A 17,533-nucleotide genomic window follows, 5' to 3' on the forward strand; every position below is an offset into this window, starting at 1 on the left:
GGGTTCTATTCGTGCTGGAACTGATCAAGGCCGGCGGTTGGCCGATGATTCCGCTGCTGCTGCTCACGGTGGCGGCGTTGGCCATCGTGGTGGAGCGTTTCTGGAGCCTGCGCCGCGAGCGCGTGTTGCCGCCCGGCCTGGGTGATGAAGTCCGCGCCTGGGTGGCGCGCGGCAAGCCACTGGAACCGGCCCACATCGAATCGCTGCGCGCCACCTCGCCCCTGGGTGCGTTGCTGGCGGCGCTGCTGGACGTGCGCCAACGCGGCCGCGAGGTGGTCCGCGAAAGGGTCGAGGACGTGGGCCGCCACCTCGTGCATCGGATGGAGCGCTTCCTCAATGCACTGGGCACCATTGCCGCGGCCGGCCCGCTGCTGGGCCTGTTCGGCACCGTGGTGGGCATGATCCAGATGTTCCTCGGCATCCTCGATCACGGCATCGGCGACGCCAGCCAGCTGGCCGGCGGCATCGGCAAGGCGCTGGTGTGCACCGCCACCGGCATGATCGTGGCGATTCCGGCACTGGCGTTCCACCGCTATTTCCGCGGCCTGATCGCCGGCTACATCGTGGACATGGAGCACGAGGCCATGCGCCTGCAGGACGTGCTGGATACCACCGTTGCCGGCGATGCCGGCCCCGCGCAGGAGTGATGGCCGGCCATGCGGATCCGCGATTTCCGCGAGGATGACACCCCCGAGATCAACCTGGTGCCGCTGATCGACGTGGTCCTGTGCCTGCTGATCTTCTTCGTCGTCACCACCACCTTCGACGCCCGCTCGGTGCTGAAGCTGGAATTGCCGCGCGCCAACGGCCAGCCAGCCGACCCGCAGGCGCAGCCGCTGGGCATCCTGATCAACGCGCAGGGGCGCTATTTCGTCGGTGACCGCGAAGTGCTGCGCACCGATGTCGAATCGCTCAAGCAGGCCCTGCGTGATGTCGCCGGCAACGACCGCGAGCGCGTGGTGCTGGTGCGTGCGGATGCGCGCACGCCGTGGCAGGCGGTGGTCACCGCCTACGAAGCGCTGGCCCAATTGGGTTTCCGCAAGGTGGCCAATGCCACCGCGCCGCAGGTGACTCCGCAGGTGGGCACCCCGTGAGTGTGGCGGTGACGCCGTGGGGGATTTACCGACGCCTGTTGCGGCTGGCAACCGGCTACCGCAACGTGTTGCTGGTGGCGGCGTTGGGGCTGGCGCTGGAGGGGGGGGCTGCCGGTGCGTTCGGCCTGCTGACCAAACCCATGGTCGACGAGACCTTCGTCGCCCGCAACCAGCAGTCCGGCTGGTTGTTGCCGCTGGCCATCATCGCCATCTTCGTGGTGCGCGGGGTGGCGGGCTACGTCACCGACGTGTTCATGGCGCGGGCCGCGCGTGGCATCGCCCGCGACATGCGCGTGCAGGCGATGGACAAGTACCTGCGGCTGCCGGGCCTGCGTTTCGATGCCGAGCCGGTGCCCTCGATGCTGGTGCGGCTGGGCTCCGACAGCGACCAGGTGGCACAGGCGGTCATCGATTCGGCCAAGGTCATGCTGCAACAATCGTTGCAAGTGGTGGCGATGCTGGCGGTGATGCTCTATGCCAGCTGGCGGGTGACCCTGATCGTGCTGCTGCTGGGCCCGTTGATCGCCTGGGTGATGGACAAGGTGGGCCGGCGTTACCGGCGCTACGGCCACCGCGTGCAGGAAACCTCGGCGCAGATGATGCTGGCGGCCGACCAGGCCCTGGCCGGGCAACAGGAAGTGAAGTTGTACGGCGCGCGGGCCGCTGAAATGGAGCGCTACGCCGCGCTGGCCGACCACAATCTGGACCTGAGCCTCAAGGTGGAGGCCACCCGCAGCATCTCATCGGCGGTGGTGCAGCTCACCGGCGCGGTCGGCTTGGCCCTGTTGCTGTTCTTCGCCGGCCGCGAGGCGCTGGAGGGGCGCTTGAGTGCGGGCGGCTTCGTGCAGCTGATGATTTCGATGCTGGCGATCATTCCGGCGCTCAAGCAGTTGACCAACGTACAGGGCATGCTCCAGCGCGGCATCGCATCGGCCGAGCGACTCTTCCACGTGCTCGATGCCGAGGATGAGGTTGATGCCGGCACGCTGCCGCTGGTGCGGGCCGAAGGGCGGTTGGAGTTCCGCAACGTCCGCGTGCAGTACGATGGGCGCGAAACGCCGGCGCTGGAGGGCATCAGCTTCGTCGCGCGCCCGGGCACGGTCACCGCGTTGGTGGGGCGCTCCGGCAGCGGCAAGTCCACCCTGATCAAACTGATTCCACGCTTCTACGAACCGGACGCGGGCCAGGTCCTGCTGGACGGCCATCCGCTGGCCGACTACCCGTTGGCCGACTTGCGTCGGCAAGTGGCGATGGTGGGCCAGCAGGTGATGCTGTTCGATGGCAGCGTGGCCGCGAACGTGGCCTATGGCGAATTGCGCGACGCCACGCCGGGGCAAGTGGAACAGGCGGTGCGCGCGGCCAATGCGATGGAGTTCGTGGAGCGGCTGCCCGAAGGCGTGCAGGCGCAGATCGGCGTCAAGGGCGGCAAGCTGTCCGGTGGCCAGCGCCAGCGCCTGGCCATCGCCCGCGCGATGCTGAAGGACGCGCCGATCCTCATCCTCGACGAGGCCACCGCCGCGCTCGACAACGCTTCCGAACGGCTGGTGCAGGACGCGTTGGCGCAGCTGATCCCGGATCGCACCACGCTGGTCATCGCCCATCGCCTGTCCACGGTGGAACATGCCGACCAGATCCTGGTGCTGGATGAGGGCCGGCTGGTGGAACAGGGCACCCATGCGCAGTTGTTGGCGCAGGGCGGGGTGTATGCGCGTCTGCATGCGGCGCAGTTCCGGGAGCAGGGGGCTTGAGCGCACCGCGCTTGCCGCAGACGCCCGCATGGTGGTTCGACGGAGGTTCGCCACCGGCGTGGACGCGCGCGGTGACGCCGCTGTATGGCGCCGTGGTGGCGCTGCGCCGCGCCCTGTACCGGCAGGGCTGGTTGCGACGCCGGCATCCCGGCGTGCCGGTGCTGGTGGTGGGCAACCTGGTGGCCGGTGGCAGCGGCAAGACCCCGCTGGTGATCGCGCTGGTGGAACGCCTGCGCGCCGAAGGCTACGCGCCGGGTGTGGCCAGTCGCGGCCATGGCCGCAAGGATGCCGGCCATGCACGCTGGGTGGAGGCGTGGATGCCGGCGATGTCGACCGGCGACGAGCCGTTGCTGATCGCCACCGCGACCGGCGTCCGCGTGCGGGTGGACCGCGATCGGGTGGCGGCGGCGCGCGCGTTGGTGGCCGCCGGTTGCGACATCGTGGTCTGCGATGACGGCTTGCAGCACTACCGGCTGGCCCGCGACATCGAGATCGAGGTGCAGGATGCGCGCCGTCGCTACGGCAACGGGTGCCTGCTGCCGGCCGGCCCCTTGCGCGAGCCGGTGGAACGTGCGGCCGATTGCGACTTCCGCGTGCTCAATGTCGGGGCAACGCCCGTCACCGGCAGCACTGCGGGGGGCGGTGAATGGCCGATGGCGCTGGACACCCGCGCCGTGCGCCCGCTGGCGGGGGGACGTGCGCTGGCATTGGCGGCCTTCGCGGGGCAGCGCGTGCATGCGGTGGCGGGTATCGGCGAGCCGGAGCGGTTCTTCGCGATGCTGCGTGCCGCCGGGCTGGCGGTGGTGCCGCACGCATTCCCCGACCACCACGCTTACGTGGCCGAGGATTTCGATTTCGGCAGCCCGCTGCCGGTGTTGATGACCGAAAAGGATGCAGTGAAGTGCGCAGCCTTCGCGCAGCCGGGCTGGCACGCGGTGCCGGTGCAGGCGCAGTTGCCGCCGGCGTTCTGGCAGGCGTTGCTGGCGCGGGTGGCGGCGGTGGCCGGCCGCAGTCAGGCCACCGGCAGCGGCAGCCGCAATCGCACCACGTAGCGTCCCTCCGCGAGGCCGGCCGCAAGCTCGCCGCGGCCGTCGGTCAGCGCGTGCACGCGCTCGCGCGCCGAGGCCAGCCCGACCGCGTACCCCGCGCTGCGGCCTGCCGCCGTCGGCACATCGTTGCCGATCACCACTTCGATGGCGGCCATGTGCACGTGCACGGCGACGTCCACCGCCCCGCCCTGCGGCAGGCGTTCGATGCCGTGGCGGATCGCATTTTCGGCCAATGGCTGGATCGACAGCGACGGCACCTGCACGTCGGGCAGGGTGTCCGGAATCTGCCAGACCAGTTGCAGGCGCGGGCCGAAGCGCAGGGCCTCGATCTCCAGATAGCGCCGGGTCAGTGCCAATTCTTCCTCCAGCGGAATGGATTGCGGCCCGCGCAAGGCGCTGCGGAACAGATCCGCCAGGTCCAGCAGCAGCCGTTCGGCCTCGTCGGGGCGGGCATGCACCAGCGCCGCGCCGGTATTGAGGGTGTTGAACAGGAAATGTGGGCGAATCCGTGCCTGCAGCGCTTCCAGTTGCAATTGCTTGGTACGTACCGCCAATTGCCGCGAGCGCCAGTAGTTCTGGTAGGTGAGCAGGCCGATCAAGCCCACCACCAGCGCCAGTGCCAGCATCCGCAGCACGAACGCATCCCGGGAGCCGTCCGCGTCCCCCGCCAGCGACAGCACGCTCCAGGCGGCTGCGGCCACCAGCAGGCTCATGCCCAGGAACAACACCAGGCAGGCCCAGGCCAGCCGCAGCGCTGGCAACCGTCCCAGTTGCCTGCGCAGCAGGAACAATGCGCACAGCGTGCCCAGCGCCACCCACTGGATGCCCAGCGAGGCCAGCCCGAAATGCACCAGCCGGTCGCCGCCGGTCGGTGGCGACAGCGCCATGATGGCAGCCAGCGCCTCGCCCCCCAGCAGCACCCCCATCAGGGCAGGTGGACGCCACAGGGCGGCAAGCGGGTCGGTGGGCGTGTTCACGGGGCGCTCCAGGCGGATGCCGCGAGCGTAGCCGCCGCCGCCACGCGAGGGAAGGGCACGGCTTGGCCGGTGCCGATCGATGGCATGATGCCGGCGACGAACGTCGGGATGCCGGAGGCATGGATGCGCAAGTGGACGTGGGAACGGGTGTGCGGGTTGGCCTGCGGGCTGGCCTGTGGATTTGGGGGGCTGGCCGGCCCGGTCGCAGCGGCGGAGCCGGCACCTGCGGCGGCGGCTGTGCCACTGCTGCCGGAGGCGGAGATGTTCAAGGCGGCCCCGGCCGTCTGGCGCGACTACCTGCTGGCGGCAGTGCGTGCCGAACGGATCGAAGACCCGGGGCAGCGGTGCCTGGCGTACCCGGATTTGCCGGGCAATCAATGGCCGGCCGGGCACGTGCGCGCGCATTGCCTGGATCACGTCGTGCGCGCCACGGATATCGCGGATTTCCGGCCGCAGCTGGCTGCCGGCCGCGTCGAGGCCCTTGAAGCCTACCTGCGTAAGGTCCTGGCGCTGCACGCGAACAAGCAGGACGCCAGCGAGGAGCTGCATTACTTCTTCAACCAATTCGCCGTGGAAGGTGCCGATGCCTTCACCGCAGACTGGTTGCGATTGCAGCCGGAAAGCCCGTACGCGCTGACGGCGCGTGCGGAATACCTGTCGGGGGCGGCAAGGCGCGCGCGTGGTGGCCGGTTCGTGGCGGAGACGCCACCGCAGGACCTGCGGCGGATGACTGCGCTGTACGACCAGGCATTGCCGCTGTATCGCAAGGCGGTGGCGCTGGCTCCCGGTTTCATCGTGCCCTGGATCGGGATGCTGGGCATGGCCTATCGCGACTCGCGCCCCGCATTGGAGCAGGAAGCATTCGTCGCCGCCCGCGCCATCGACCCTGGCTGCATGGAGCTGGCGGATACCCGGATGACATCGCTGCAACCGCGCTGGGGTGGCTCGTACGATGCCATGCTGTCGTATGCGGCCAGCCTGCAAGGCCAGCTTGCGGCGCACCCGAACCTCGCCCAGATGCTGGCCGCACCTTATGCGGACCGAGGCGACCGTTTGATCGCCGATGACGTGCTCACGGCGGAAACCGCCGACGTCCTCGACCTTGCCGTGCACATGAGTTCGGCGGAAGAGCCCCTGATCGATGCCGCCAACGTGGCCGCAAACGCCAAGGACGGCAGTGGCGATGGCTGGAAGTCGCTGGCCTACACCTTGCAGGCGGTGCGCTTCGGCAACCGCACGGAATGGGCGCACCGCTGGGTTGCATGGCGATTGCTGCATGACGCCCCCGATGTCAGCGTGCGCCATGTCGGCATCGCCTTGCAGCAGGACCCCGACAGCGCCTTGCTGCATTACATCGCCGGCGCGGCGTTCCACAACACCCGCCAGCCCGGGCAGGCGGAAGCCCACTACCTGAAGGCGATCGAAGACCCGGAGCAGCGGCATGCATCCCTGCGCGAACTGGTGTCGATGTGGATGTTCAATGCCGGCCTGTCGCCCAAGGACGGCAGCACCAAGGCTGCTCCCTATCTGCAAAGGTTGTTGCGCGAGTATCCGCAAGACGGGCGAGCCTGGCTCTATCGCATCCAGGCGGAAGGCGCGATGAAGGGCGTCGTCCCGGATCAATTCATCAAGGATTTCGAGCAGCATGCCGATCGCGCGGACCCCATGCAGGCGCATTTCCTGGAAAGGCTGGACGATGCGCGGCAACATCGCGTAATCATGCCCGCGCCACCTGTCGCCCGGCCGTGAGCGTGCAAGCCGCGTAGAATGCGCGCCCATGCGCCTGAACCGCCACATCGCCGACACCGGGTTCTGTTCCCGTCGCGAAGCCGACCGCCTGATCGCCGAGGGGCGTGTTGCCGTCAACGGCGTGCGCGCCCGCATCGGTACCGAGGTAGGCGAGGGCGATGACGTCCGGGTGGACGGCAACAAGTTGGAGGCGCGCACGGCGGCCAAGGGCAAGCGTCGGCACGTCTACATCGCGCTGAACAAGCCGGTGGGCATCACCTGCACCACCGACGAATCGGTCAAAGGCAACATCGTCGAGTTCGTGGGCCACGAGCAGCGGATCTTCCCGATCGGCCGCCTGGACAAGGATTCCGAGGGGCTGATCCTGCTGACCAGCAACGGCGACATCGTCAACCGCATCCTGCGGGCCGAGAACAAGCTGGAGAAGGAATACCTGGTGGCCGTGAACAACGCGGTCACCGATGACTTCCTGCGCGGCATGGCCAAGGGCGGGGTGCCGGTGCACGGCCAGCCCACGCTGCCCTGCAAGACCGGAAAACTGGGCCGGTTCGGCTTCCGGATCGTGCTGGTGCAGGGGTTGAACCGGCAGATCCGGCTGATGGCCGCCCATTTCGGCTACCGGGTCAAGCAGCTGCACCGGGCCCGGATCGGCAACGTCAAGCTGGGCCACCTGAAGCCCGGCCAGTGGCGCAATCTGACCGATGCCGAGCTGCGCGGGCTGCTGCCCGAACATGCCGACTGGTGAACAAAAACGCCCGCCTGAAAAAAATCTTCGCCGGTTTGCACATTTGCCGTCAAAAACAGGTTAAGGTGCGCTCACTGTTTCAAGCGGGATCACGGTACATCGTGACCCGATGCGGTAGATCCATCGTGATCCGCTCATCGTGTGCGTTACCCCTTGCTCGACAGTCGCGGCCGGCCTTGCTTGCCGTGTTTCCATTTCCAACTGTTATTCAGGAGTAGCAACATGTCGGATCGTCAGACCGGTACCGTCAAGTGGTTCAACGACGCCAAGGGCTTCGGCTTCATCACCCCGGAAAGCGGCCCGGACGTTTTCGTCCACTTCCGCTCGATCCAGGGCACCGGCTTCAAGTCCCTGCAGGAAGGCCAGAAGGTCTCCTTCAAGGTCGTGCAGGGCCAGAAGGGCCTGCAGGCCGACGAAGTGCAGCCGATGTAATTCGGTCGCGCATTCGCGCATTGCAAAGCCCGGCTTCGGCCGGGCTTTGTTTTTTTGCAGTCCGTGTCACACTTTGCGGTGCCGGTTCCCGCTTCCGTCGCTTGCCTCCCCCATGCCTGTCGTTGCCACCGTTTCCCCGCGTTTGCTGCCCTTGCTGCTGGGCATCGCCCTGCTGCCTGCATGCAAGCCCGCCCGCCCACCGGCGCCGGCACCTTCCGCCCCGGCCATGGTGGCCCCGGCCCCGGCCGTGGTGGCCGGTGGTCCGGTGGAACTCAAGGACGTGATCGAAACCACCCCGTCCTACATCGTCGGCATCAGCTATCCGCAGGCGGCACTGAAATACCCCACGCTGGCGCTGGCGCTGCGTACCTATGCCGATGCCGCGCAGGACCAACTGATGCAGGCCGTGGGCGCGCTCAAGGGGCACAAGCCGGATGTTCCGTACGACCTCAGCCTGGACGTCACGCTGCCGGTGGAGACACCGCGGGTGGTGGTGGCGAAGGCCGAGGGCAGCACCTACCTGGGCGGTGCGCACGGACTGCCGCTGGTGGAACGGTTCGTGTGGCTGCCGCAGTTGCAGCAGATGCTGGCGGCGGAGCAATTGATTCCGGAGGCGGGCCACTGGGTGCCGGTGGCTGCCTATGTGCGCGAGCAGCTGGTCACCCGGCTGTCCGGGCGTCTGGACGACGGCGGGCTGGAAGGGGATGCCCGGGCCACCGCACTGCGGGAAGGCATGGCGATGATCGATGGCGGGATCTCCCCGGATCCGAAAAATTTCTCCGTGCTCGAGCCGGTGATGAATGCCGATGGCAGCATCCGGTCGATCCGGTTCGTGTTTCCGCCGTCCCGGGTGGGGCCGTATTCCGACGGGACCCAGGTGGTCGAGGTGCCGGCGAAAGTCCTGTTGCCGCTGGTGGCGCCGGCCTACCAGCCCTTGTTCCGCGCCGGCTGAGCGCGGCCTGCGGGGGCGCACGAACAACAACGCCGCCCGAGGGCGGCGTTGTTGCATGCGGGGAGCGACCGTTGCTTACTTGCTGTCCAGGCCGCGCTGCTCCAGCAACGGCTCGATCTTCGCCGGGTAGCCGGACAGGTTCGGGAACAGTTGGCCCGGCTCGATCTCGCCGCCCGGTGCCAGCACCTTGGCCCGCACCCGGTCGCCGTTTTCCAGGGTCAGGCCGCCATTGTCGCGGATCCACTTGCTGGTGTTGGCGGCCAGGACTTCCGACCAGATGTAGGCGTAGTAGCCGGCCGCATAGCCGCCCATGATGTGGCTGAAGTAGGGCGTCTTGTAGCGCGGCGGCACCGGTGCGTAGTCGAAGCCGTCGGCCTTCAGCGCCTGCGCTTCGAACGCCATCACGCCGCTGGCTTCCGGGATGTTCTCCAGCGGCAGCTGGTGCCAGCGCTGGTCCAGCATCGCTGCTTCCAGGTATTCGGTGGTGGCGAAGCCCTGGTTGAACTTCGACGCCGCGATCACCTTGTCCAGCAGCGCCTTCGGCATCGCCTCGCCGGTCTGGTAGTGCTTGGCGTAGTGCGCCAGCACTTCCGGCCAGTCGGCCCACATCTCGTTGACCTGCGACGGATATTCCACGAAGTCGCGCGGCACGTTCATCGAGAAGTACGGGTAGCGCACGTCCTGGAAGAAGCCGTGCAGGGCATGGCCGAACTCGTGGAAGGCGGTGGTCACTTCATCCCAGGTCAGCAGGGTGGGCTTGCCGTCGCCGGGCTTGGGGATGTTGAGGTGGTTGGCCACCACCGGCTGTTCGCCCAGCAGGGCGTTTTCCGCCACGTAGGTGTTCATCCACGCGCCGCCGCGCTTGGACGCGCGCGCGTAGGGGTCGAAGATGAAGATCGCCAGCCGCTTGCCGTCCTTGTCGAACACGTCGTAGGTCCAGGTGTCCTGGCGGTACTTCGGCAGGTCGGTGCGTTCCTTGAAGCTGATCCCGTACAGGCGATGGGCGGCGTAGAACACGCCGTTCTCCAGCACGTTCTTCATTTCGAAGTAGGGTTTGAGCTGGCTTTCGTCGAAATTGAACTTCGCCTGCCGCACCTTTTCGCTGTAGAAGGCCCAGTCCCAGGGCTGCAGCTGGAACGACGGCTGCCCGGCCTGCTTCTGCGAAGCATCGATCATCGCCTGCAAATCGGCGCCTTCGCGACGGGCATTGGCCACCGCCTTCGGTGCCAGCTGGCGCAGCATGGCATTGACGTTGTCCTGGTTGACGGCGGTTTCATCGGCCAGCACGTAATTGGCGTAGGTGTCGTAACCCAACAGGCGCGCGCGTTCGGCGCGCAGCTTGAGCACCTGCGCGATCACGCCGGTGTTGTCCCACTGGTTGCCGCGGCTGCCGCGCGCCACCGATGCCTCGTGCAGGCGCTGGCGCAGGGTGCGGTCCTGCAGCTGGGTTTCCGGCGGCTGGCCGGTGGTATTGACCAGCGCGATCACGTACTTGCCTTCCAGCCCGCGGGTCTTGGCGGCTTCGGCGGCGGCGGTGATTTGCTCGTCGGTCATGCCGGCCAGCTGCGCACGGTCGTCCACCACGATGGCGGAGCCGTTCACTTCCGCCAGCACGTTCTGGTCGAAGCGGGTGCCCAGCGTGGACAGCTCGGTGTTGATGGCGCGGATGCGGGCCTGCTGGCTGGCATCGAGGGCGGCACCGGAACGCACGAAGTCGTGGTAGCGCTTTTCCAGCAGGCGGCGGTCCACGGCATCCAGCCCGAGGCTGTCGCGGGTGTCGTAAAGCGCCTTGATGCGGGCGAACAGCCTGGGGTTCAGGGCGATGGCGTCGGCGTGCGCGGAAAACTTCGGCGCGTAGTCGGTTTCCAGCTTCTCGCGGGCATCGTTCTTGTCGGTGGCCACGAGGTTGAAGAACACGCTGGTGGCGCGGTTCAGCACCTGGCCGCTTTTTTCCATCGCCACGATGGTGTTCTGGAAGGTCGGTGCGGCCGGGTTGTTGGCGATGGCATCGATTTCCTGCAGTTGCAGGGCCATGCCGGCGTCGAAGGCGGGGGCGAAGTCGCTGTCCTTGATCTGGTCGAAGCGCGGATAGTGCAGGTCCAGCGGGCTGGGCGCGGCGAACGGGCCGCTGTAGGAAATGGCGGGCATGGCGGGTTTCGGGGCGTGGCCGGCGGCGGTGGCGTGACCGCCCAGCGAGGTGGCAAGGGCAAGCGCAAGGGCGCAGGCAAGGGGATGCTTCATGCGGATTCCGGAAGTGGCGACAACAGCCGCATAGCGTAACGCATGGTGGCCGACGGGGCGGGCCGGAGGGGGCGATGTCCGGATTGCCGGGTTTGCCGCGTTGTCAAGAGTGGTCGGCAACTGCTGGCGTAGCGCAGAATCGTGGCCATGGCTGAATGCGCATTCGACTTCGAAGTCCTCGCCCTTGATGGGACCCCGCTGCCGTTGTCGCAATGGCGCGGCAAGGTGCTGCTGGTGGTCAACGTGGCCAGCAAGTGCGGTTTCACCCCGCAATATGCCGGGCTGGAAGCGCTGTGGCGCGCGTATGGCCCGCGCGGGCTGGTGGTGCTGGGTTTCCCCTGCGACCAGTTCGGCCACCAGGAGCCTGGGGATGCCGATGAGATCCGCACGTTCTGCACGCTGCACTACGACGTGACGTTTCCACTGGCTGCCAAGGTCGAAGTCAACGGCAAGGGGGCGCATCCGCTATGGATCTGGTTGAAGCGGCAAAAGGGTGGGGTGCTGGGCATCGATGCGATCAAGTGGAACTTCACCAAGTTCCTGATCGGGCGCGACGGGCAGGTGCTGCAGCGCCATGCGCCGACCGATCGCCCGGAATCCCTGGCCCGCGACATCGAGGCGGCGCTGGCATGAGCGACGACGTGCTCGAGGGCAATGGCTACCGGCTGGTGTTCGAATACCGGGCCCCGTTGCTGGTGGTCCACCTGCAAGGCGATGCGGACACCACGCTGGAGCGCACCCGCGATTACTGGCAGCGCATTGCCGCCCGGGTGGCGGCGTGCGGTGCCGCGCAACTGCTGGTGCTGGACGCATTGCCGGGGGAGGTGATGAGCGATGCCGACCTGCTGCGCTTTTTCGACGACGTGGCCGGGCTGGGCCTCGAGGCGGTGCGGATTGCCTATGTCGAGGGCCGCACCGACCAGGTGCCGCGGATCGAATATGTCGAGCTGCTGGCGCTGGAGCGCGGCTACCAGGTGCGGGTGTTCAGCAACGAGTCCGATGCGCGGCTATGGCTGCGCTACGGTGGCGCCTGAGCTTCACTTTTCCACGAACGCACGCTCGAACACGTACTCGCCGGCGGTGCCGATGCGCGGCGATGCGGTGAAGCCGCGCGCGTCGAGGAGGGCGCGGAAGTCGGCCAGCATCTGCGGGCTGCCGCAGATCATCGCGCGATCAAAGGCCGGGTCCAGCGCATCCAGCCCCAGCGCCGCGGCGATCCGCCCTTGCGCAAGATGGTCGGTGATGCGGCCGTGGTGGTCGTGGCCGCGCACCATGAACGGCTCGCGCGAGACGGCCGGGTAGTACAGCAGGCGGCCCCGCAGCATGTCGCCCAGCAGGTCGTGGACCAGCAGGTCGTTTTCGATGTAGTCCCGATAGGCCAGGTCCGCCGCGCCGCGCACGCCGTGGCAGAGCACCACGCGCTCGAAGCGGTCGTAGGTGGCGGGGTCCTTGATGATCGACAGCCACGGCGCCAGCCCGGTGCCGGTGCCCAGCAAATAGAGGTTGCGGCCGGGATGCAGGTCGGACACCAGCAGGGTGCCGGTGGGTTTGCGCCCCAGCAGCACTGTGTCGCCCGGCTGGATATGTTGCAGGCGGGAGGTCAGCGGGCCGTTCTGCACCTTGATGCTGAAGAACTCCAACTGCTCTTCCCAGTTCGCACTGGCGATCGAATAGGCGCGCAGCAGCGGTTTGCGCGTGCCATCGTCCTGCTCGACCTCCAGCCCGATCATCACGAACTGGCCGTTGTCGAAGCGGAAACCGTCGTCGCGGGTGAGGGTGAAGCTGAAGTAGGCGTCCGTCCAGTGACGGACGTCGAGCACCGTTTCAGTGCCGAAGGGCGAGGCCATGCGGGGGTCGAATGCAGCGGGACAGCCTGCATTTTACGCCGCAACGCAGCACGGCGTCGCCCCGTGGTGGCCGGCTTCAGCGTTTCAGCGTGAACAGCGCCAGCTTGTTGTCCAGGGTGACCGCCGGCAACCCGAGGGCCTGGGTGACATCCTGCATGGTGGCGTACTCGCGCGGGTCGAGGCGGCCATCGGCGGCGGCCAGCCGCAGCAGCACGTCGTACAGCCGGTTGGCCGTCTCCGAGCCGGCCGGATGGGTATCGGTGAAGCGCAGCAGCTCGGCCTTCACGTTGATGTTGCGGGTCATGCCGCGTTCGAAAGCCGCCATCGCCAGCTCGCGGCCGGCCATCGACAGATCGTTCTCATCCATCACCGTGTTGGCGAGGTTGGACTCGTGGCTGCTGACCAGGCGGTCGGCCTTGGCCAGATAGCCCATCAGGCCGAAGAACACTTCGATCACCATCCGTTCTTCGGCATCGGGCTTGCCCAGCCCCAGCAAGTCGCCCAGCAGCAGGCGGATGTCATTGAGGATGCCGCGAATGCCTTCGAATTTGCCGGAAGCCGTGCTGTCGTTGCCCATGATCCCCTCCCCGGAATTGGCGTGTCCGTATCCTGCGCCTGCCGGACGCCGCTGAAAAGGGGGCGCGTTATCATGCGCATCCCCGATCCACCGATGCCCCCGCCCGTGACCGTCATCCAGCAAGACCACCTGATCCAGTCCGTCGCCGACGCGCTGCAGTACATCAGCTACTACCACCCGGTCGATTTCATCAAGGCCGTCACCGCCGCCTGGGAACGCGAGGAGTCGCCCGCGGCCAAGGACGCGATGGCGCAGATCCTGATCAATTCGCGCATGTGCGCCGAAGGCCACCGCCCGATCTGCCAGGACACCGGCATCGTCACCGTTTTCCTGGAAGTGGGCATGGACGTGCGCTGGGAGGGCTTCACCGGTTCGCTCGAGGATGCGGTCAACGAGGGCGTGCGCCGCGCCTACCTCGATCCCGACAACAAGCTGCGCGCCAGCGTGCTGGCCGATCCGGCCGGCAAGCGCATCAACACCAGGGACAACACGCCCTGCGTCATCAACGTCAAGATCGTCGCCGGCGACAAGCTCGACGTGATCGTGGCCGCGAAGGGTGGCGGCAGCGAAGCCAAGAGCAAGTTCGCGATGCTCAACCCGTCCGATTCCATCGTCGACTGGGTGCTCAAGACGGTGCCGACCATGGGCGCCGGCTGGTGCCCGCCGGGCATGCTCGGCATCGGCATCGGCGGCACCGCCGAGAAGGCGATGCTGCTGGCGAAAGAGTCGCTGATGGAGGAAATCGACATTCAGGAGCTGATCGCGCGCGGGCCGTCCAATCGCGTCGAAGAGCTGCGCATCGAGCTGTTCGAGAAGGTCAATGCGCTGGGCATCGGCGCGCAGGGCCTGGGTGGGCTGACCACGGTGCTGGACGTCAAGATCAAGGACTTCCCGACCCATGCCGCCAACCTGCCGGTGGCGCTGATCCCCAACTGCGCGGCCACCCGCCATGCGCATTTCACCCTCGACGGCAGCGGCCCGGTGATGCTGGACCCGCCCTCGCTGGAAGACTGGCCCAAGCTCACCTACAGCCCGCAGAACGCGCGCCGGGTGAACCTGGACACGATCACCCGCGAGGAAGTGCAGACCTTCAAGCCGGGTGAGGTGCTGCTGCTGAGCGGCAGGATGCTCACTGGTCGGGACGCCGCGCACAAGCGGATGGTCGACATGCTGAACAAGGGCGAGGCGCTGCCGGTCGATCTGGCCGGGCGCTTCATCTACTACGTCGGTCCGGTCGATCCGGTGCGCGACGAGGCGGTCGGCCCGGCCGGCCCCACCACCGCCACCCGCATGGACAAGTTCACCGAACAGGTGCTGGCGCAGACCGGCCTGCTGGGCATGATCGGCAAGGCCGAGCGCGGCCCGGCGGCGCTGGAAGCGATCAAGAAGCACCAGTCGGTGTACCTGATGGCGGTCGGCGGTTCGGCCTATCTGGTGTCGAAGGCGATCAAGGCGGCCAAGGTCGTTGGCTTCGCCGACCTGGGCATGGAGGCGATCTACGAGTTCGAGGTCAAGGACATGCCGGTGACCGTGGCGGTGGACAGCACCGGCACCTCGGTGCACCAGACCGGCCCGCGCGAATGGCAGGCGAAGATCGGCAAGATCCCGCTGGCGGTGCTCGCGTGAGCGCTTCCCGTCTCGTCGACGGGCCGGGTTTCCGGATTCGTTACGACGGCGAGACGGGGTATCTGCGCGCGCTGGTCTTCGATGGCACCGATTCGCTGGCGGTGTCCTCCGCGATGTGGCGGATGCTCGGCGAGGAATGCCGGGCACGTGCCGTCACCCGGTTGCTGGTGGTGGAAGATCTGCTGTCCACCGTGGACGTGCCCGACATCGGCGCGGTCGTCGATGTGCAGGTGGAAGCCGGCTTCGCGGCGGTGCGTGTCGCTTTCGTGGAATTGCGCGATGACATCCAGGGCAGCGAGTTGGCCGAAATCTACAGCCGCGAGCGCGGCCTGACCAATCGCGTGTTCTCGGACGAGGACGAGGCACGCCGCTGGTTGCTTTACGGGGATTGATTCCGGGCGGGGGTTTCCAGCAAATCGCTGCCGTCTTCCAGCGCGCGTGCGCGCCCCAGTTGCGCGTCCAGCGCGCGATCCACCGAGGTGTCGCGTGGATGCCCGTTGTCCGGCAGCGGTGCCGGTTCCGCTTCGTTGCGGACCAGCGCCACGTGCTGCACCGTTTCCGGGGCCGGGATGCCGGCTTCCCACAGTGCCCTGCGCAGACTGCGCATCGCCTCGCTGCGGATGCGCGAGAGGTCGTTCCGCGTCTGGTCGATCCAGCCGGTGAATTGCAGGGTGGCACCGTCGTTGCCGAGGCTCAGGATCAATGCGTTGGGAGCGGGCTTGTCCAGCACGCCGTCGATCCCGGACAGGGTCGCAATCCCCAGGTCCATCGTCCTGTGCAGCGAAGCGCGGTTGCCCACTGCGATCTGGAAATCGAACCGGCGCTGCGGGTTGCGCGAATAGTTCAGCAGGACCGATTTGAACACCAGGCTGTTGGGCAATTGCAGGTGGTTGCCTTCGGCGGTCATCAGGTAAGTAGCGCGGGAATTGAGCGCGATGACCTTGCCCTCATGGTGGTCGATGCGCACGCTGTCGCCGGGCGCGAAGGGCTGGCGCAGGCTCAACAACACCCCGGCGATGTAGTTTTCGGCGATGTCCTTGAAGGCGAAGCCCAGCACCAGCCCGACCACGCCGGCCGAGCCCAGTACCGCGCCCACCAGCGACGTGGCACCCAGCAAGTCCAGCGCCACCAGCACGCCGGCCAGCCCGATCAGCACCTGCACGGTATTGCGCAGCAGCCCGTCCATGTACGGATTGCTGCGGCTGATGTGGGTCAGCACGCGCATGCGTCGGCTGACGAAGCCGCCCAGCCAGACCGCGCCCAGCACGATCAGGATGGCCAGCAGCAGCAAAGGCGCGCTGGCCAGCAGGTGCAGCAGTTTGTCCTGCACCTGTTCCATCGCTTCGAGGAAACGCTGGGGCAGGGGAGGGGAGGGCGCGATATGGGTTGTCAGCAGCATGGCAATCGAGACAGGCGGGAAGTCGGGGATCACAGCCACCACGCAAGGGCGAACGTTCCCAGCATGGTGAAGGCCAGCGCGAGCTTGAAGGCGGTGCCCAGCAGCAAGCCCAGCCAGGTACCGGCCCCGACTTTGCCGGCGTGGCCCAGCGTACCCGGATGCAGGCTGCGCCGGTGCAGCAACTCGCCGGCCACGGCACCGATGAACGGGCCCAGCAGCAGGCCGGGCAGGGCAAAGAACAGCCCGGCCACCGTGCCCAGCGTGGCCCCCAGCATGGCAAGCCGGCTGGCCCCCACGCGCTTGGCCCCGTGGGCGGTGGCCCAGACATCGACGACCAGCGCCAGCACCGTCAACACGGACAGCAGGGCCAGCGCCGGCCAGCCGACATGCGCAAAGCCATCGGCCCAGGCGGCCAGCAGCAGGCCGACGAAGACCAGCGGTGCCCCCGGCAGCACCGGCAGCAGCACGCCGGCCAAGCCAGCCAATACGCACATCACCGCCAGCAGATACAGCAGCAGATTCCAGTCCATGTCAGCAGCATGTGGGGGACGGAGGCGAAAAACAAAGGCCACCGCAAGGGTGGCCTTGGTCGTGGATGCCGGAAAAGCTCAATTCTTGAAGTCGCGGTGGCAGCCCTTGCAGGTGTCGCCGATCGCCTTCATCGTCCCGGCCAGGCTTTCGCAGCTGAGCGGCGGTGCGGCGATGGCCTTGTCCACCGCGCCGCGCATGGCGGCGGCGGCGCTCTTGAAGCGTTCATCGTCGCGCAGCTTGGGGAAGCCCGGCTCGAGGTCGCCGGACATCGCGCGCAGCGCTTGCAGGTGCGGCATCACGTCGCTGGCGGTGCAACGGTTCTGATCCATGGCGGCCCTCAGTTGGCCCATGTGCCAGCCCTGCACCTCCATCAGCGCATGCGGGAACGGATCGGCTTCGCCCACCAGCGCACTCCAGATGCGCGGCATCGCGATCGTGGCCCCGACGCCCACGGTCAGGCCGACGATGGCCATGAACAGGTAGCGGCCGGCGTTGGACGTGCGGGGGGTGGGGTCGGGTGTGGACATGCGTTCTCCGGAAAGGGATGCGGGGCTGCGTGGCGGCAG

General features: G+C 67.5%; 19 protein-coding genes. 12 read left to right on the forward strand and 7 right to left on the reverse strand.

Going from position 1 to position 17,533, the window contains the following annotated elements:
- The first annotated feature begins 11 nt into the window (after positions 1-11).
- From ACE3OK_RS02740 to lpxK, 4 genes are read left to right on the forward strand one after another with little or no spacing between them, the layout of a single operon-like run.
- Positions 12-647, forward strand: coding sequence for a MotA/TolQ/ExbB proton channel family protein (locus tag ACE3OK_RS02740; RefSeq protein WP_374248006.1), 636 nt, complete (start codon positions 12-14; stop codon positions 645-647).
- A 9-nt stretch (positions 648-656) separates the two neighbouring features.
- On the forward strand, positions 657-1,094 hold the full coding sequence (locus tag ACE3OK_RS02745; RefSeq protein ID WP_374248007.1) for an ExbD/TolR family protein: 438 nt from the start codon (positions 657-659) through the stop codon (positions 1,092-1,094).
- Positions 1,091-2,842: a lipid A export permease/ATP-binding protein MsbA gene (gene msbA, locus ACE3OK_RS02750; protein ID WP_374248008.1), complete on the forward strand. Its 1,752-nt coding sequence runs from the start codon at positions 1,091-1,093 to the stop codon at positions 2,840-2,842. Before ACE3OK_RS02745 ends, msbA begins: the two co-directional genes overlap by 4 nt.
- Entirely contained in the window at positions 2,839-3,894 is a 1,056-nt protein-coding gene (gene lpxK, locus ACE3OK_RS02755) for a tetraacyldisaccharide 4'-kinase (RefSeq protein ID WP_374248009.1), read from the forward strand. The genes msbA and lpxK overlap by 4 nt, the downstream gene beginning before the upstream one ends.
- On the opposite strand, the gene ACE3OK_RS02760 is transcribed toward lpxK, so the two are convergent.
- The gene (locus ACE3OK_RS02760) at positions 3,855-4,868 is read right to left on the reverse strand and encodes a sensor histidine kinase (RefSeq protein ID WP_374248010.1); all 1,014 of its coding nucleotides are present in this window, start codon (positions 4,866-4,868) and stop codon (positions 3,855-3,857) included. The genes lpxK and ACE3OK_RS02760 overlap by 40 nt on opposite strands.
- A 123-nt stretch (positions 4,869-4,991) precedes the next feature.
- On the opposite strand from ACE3OK_RS02760, the gene ACE3OK_RS02765 reads away from it, so the two are divergent.
- The 4 genes from ACE3OK_RS02765 to ACE3OK_RS02780 all read left to right on the forward strand — a co-directional run bounded on the left by ACE3OK_RS02765 (position 4,992) and on the right by ACE3OK_RS02780 (position 8,746).
- Positions 4,992-6,617, forward strand: a complete 1,626-nt coding sequence (locus tag ACE3OK_RS02765; protein ID WP_374248011.1) for a hypothetical protein — start codon at positions 4,992-4,994, stop codon at positions 6,615-6,617.
- Positions 6,618-6,645: 28 nt separating this feature from the next.
- The gene (locus tag ACE3OK_RS02770) at positions 6,646-7,362 is read left to right on the forward strand and encodes a pseudouridine synthase (protein WP_374248012.1); all 717 of its coding nucleotides are present in this window, start codon (positions 6,646-6,648) and stop codon (positions 7,360-7,362) included.
- Positions 7,363-7,584: 222 nt separating this feature from the next.
- Entirely contained in the window at positions 7,585-7,794 is a 210-nt protein-coding gene (locus tag ACE3OK_RS02775; protein WP_374248013.1) for a cold-shock protein, read from the forward strand.
- Between the two features lie 112 nt (positions 7,795-7,906).
- Entirely contained in the window at positions 7,907-8,746 is an 840-nt protein-coding gene (locus ACE3OK_RS02780; protein WP_374248014.1) for a hypothetical protein, read from the forward strand.
- Positions 8,747-8,821: 75 nt separating this feature from the next.
- Here the strand turns inward: ACE3OK_RS02780 and ACE3OK_RS02785 are convergent, their stop codons facing one another.
- Entirely contained in the window at positions 8,822-10,987 is a 2,166-nt protein-coding gene (locus ACE3OK_RS02785; protein WP_374248015.1) for a M3 family metallopeptidase, read from the reverse strand.
- Positions 10,988-11,134: 147 nt separating this feature from the next.
- On the opposite strand from ACE3OK_RS02785, the gene ACE3OK_RS02790 reads away from it, so the two are divergent.
- Positions 11,135-11,620, forward strand: coding sequence for a glutathione peroxidase (locus ACE3OK_RS02790; protein WP_374248016.1), 486 nt, complete (start codon positions 11,135-11,137; stop codon positions 11,618-11,620).
- On the forward strand, positions 11,617-12,021 hold the full coding sequence (locus tag ACE3OK_RS02795) for a hypothetical protein (protein WP_374248017.1): 405 nt from the start codon (positions 11,617-11,619) through the stop codon (positions 12,019-12,021). The genes ACE3OK_RS02790 and ACE3OK_RS02795 overlap by 4 nt, the downstream gene beginning before the upstream one ends.
- A 3-nt stretch (positions 12,022-12,024) precedes the next feature.
- Here ACE3OK_RS02795 and ACE3OK_RS02800 read toward each other — a convergent pair whose 3' ends face one another.
- Together ACE3OK_RS02800 and ACE3OK_RS02805 are read right to left on the reverse strand one after the other, a co-directional pair.
- Complete coding sequence (locus ACE3OK_RS02800; RefSeq protein WP_374248018.1) at positions 12,025-12,834, reverse strand: ferredoxin--NADP reductase; 810 nt, start codon at positions 12,832-12,834, stop codon at positions 12,025-12,027.
- Between the two features lie 76 nt (positions 12,835-12,910).
- The gene (locus tag ACE3OK_RS02805; protein WP_374248020.1) at positions 12,911-13,411 is read right to left on the reverse strand and encodes a TerB family tellurite resistance protein; all 501 of its coding nucleotides are present in this window, start codon (positions 13,409-13,411) and stop codon (positions 12,911-12,913) included.
- A gap of 105 nt (positions 13,412-13,516) precedes the next feature.
- Between ACE3OK_RS02805 and ACE3OK_RS02810 the strand changes: the two genes are divergently transcribed.
- Together ACE3OK_RS02810 and ACE3OK_RS02815 are read left to right on the forward strand one after the other, a co-directional pair.
- The gene (locus tag ACE3OK_RS02810; protein ID WP_374248288.1) at positions 13,517-15,037 is read left to right on the forward strand and encodes a fumarate hydratase; all 1,521 of its coding nucleotides are present in this window, start codon (positions 13,517-13,519) and stop codon (positions 15,035-15,037) included.
- Entirely contained in the window at positions 15,034-15,429 is a 396-nt protein-coding gene (locus tag ACE3OK_RS02815; protein ID WP_374248021.1) for a hypothetical protein, read from the forward strand. Before ACE3OK_RS02810 ends, ACE3OK_RS02815 begins: the two co-directional genes overlap by 4 nt.
- Here ACE3OK_RS02815 and ACE3OK_RS02820 read toward each other — a convergent pair.
- From ACE3OK_RS02820 to ACE3OK_RS02830, 3 genes are all read right to left on the reverse strand, one after another.
- Positions 15,417-16,436: a mechanosensitive ion channel family protein gene (locus ACE3OK_RS02820; protein ID WP_374248022.1), complete on the reverse strand. Its 1,020-nt coding sequence runs from the start codon at positions 16,434-16,436 to the stop codon at positions 15,417-15,419. The genes ACE3OK_RS02815 and ACE3OK_RS02820 overlap by 13 nt on opposite strands.
- Before the next feature lie 29 nt (positions 16,437-16,465).
- The gene (locus ACE3OK_RS02825) at positions 16,466-16,966 is read right to left on the reverse strand and encodes a DUF456 domain-containing protein (protein ID WP_374248023.1); all 501 of its coding nucleotides are present in this window, start codon (positions 16,964-16,966) and stop codon (positions 16,466-16,468) included.
- Positions 16,967-17,044: 78 nt separating this feature from the next.
- Positions 17,045-17,494: a cytochrome c gene (locus ACE3OK_RS02830; protein ID WP_374248024.1), complete on the reverse strand. Its 450-nt coding sequence runs from the start codon at positions 17,492-17,494 to the stop codon at positions 17,045-17,047.
- Between the last annotated feature and the right edge of the window lie 39 nt (positions 17,495-17,533).

This window comes from Thermomonas sp., assembly GCF_041905325.1.
GTDB lineage: Bacteria > Pseudomonadota > Gammaproteobacteria > Xanthomonadales > Xanthomonadaceae > Thermomonas.

Bases quoted from the DNA above. Each gene is read 5' to 3' on its own strand.
- ACE3OK_RS02780 (WP_374248014.1), top strand. From the start codon at position 7,907: ATGCCTGTCGTTGCCACCGTTTCCCCGCGTTTGCTGCCCTTGCTGCTG.
- ACE3OK_RS02745 (WP_374248007.1), top strand. From the start codon at position 657: ATGCGGATCCGCGATTTCCGCGAGGATGACACCCCCGAGATCAACCTG.
- ACE3OK_RS02830 (WP_374248024.1), bottom strand. From the start codon at position 17,494: ATGTCCACACCCGACCCCACCCCCCGCACGTCCAACGCCGGCCGCTAC.
- ACE3OK_RS02795 (WP_374248017.1), top strand. From the start codon at position 11,617: ATGAGCGACGACGTGCTCGAGGGCAATGGCTACCGGCTGGTGTTCGAA.
- ACE3OK_RS02785 (WP_374248015.1), bottom strand. From the start codon at position 10,987: ATGAAGCATCCCCTTGCCTGCGCCCTTGCGCTTGCCCTTGCCACCTCG.
- ACE3OK_RS02800 (WP_374248018.1), bottom strand. From the start codon at position 12,834: ATGGCCTCGCCCTTCGGCACTGAAACGGTGCTCGACGTCCGTCACTGG.
- ACE3OK_RS02770 (WP_374248012.1), top strand. From the start codon at position 6,646: ATGCGCCTGAACCGCCACATCGCCGACACCGGGTTCTGTTCCCGTCGC.
- ACE3OK_RS02825 (WP_374248023.1), bottom strand. From the start codon at position 16,966: ATGGACTGGAATCTGCTGCTGTATCTGCTGGCGGTGATGTGCGTATTG.
- ACE3OK_RS02805 (WP_374248020.1), bottom strand. From the start codon at position 13,411: ATGGGCAACGACAGCACGGCTTCCGGCAAATTCGAAGGCATTCGCGGC.
- ACE3OK_RS02820 (WP_374248022.1), bottom strand. From the start codon at position 16,436: ATGCTGCTGACAACCCATATCGCGCCCTCCCCTCCCCTGCCCCAGCGT.
- ACE3OK_RS02765 (WP_374248011.1), top strand. From the start codon at position 4,992: ATGCGCAAGTGGACGTGGGAACGGGTGTGCGGGTTGGCCTGCGGGCTG.
- ACE3OK_RS02775 (WP_374248013.1), top strand. From the start codon at position 7,585: ATGTCGGATCGTCAGACCGGTACCGTCAAGTGGTTCAACGACGCCAAG.
- ACE3OK_RS02790 (WP_374248016.1), top strand. From the start codon at position 11,135: ATGGCTGAATGCGCATTCGACTTCGAAGTCCTCGCCCTTGATGGGACC.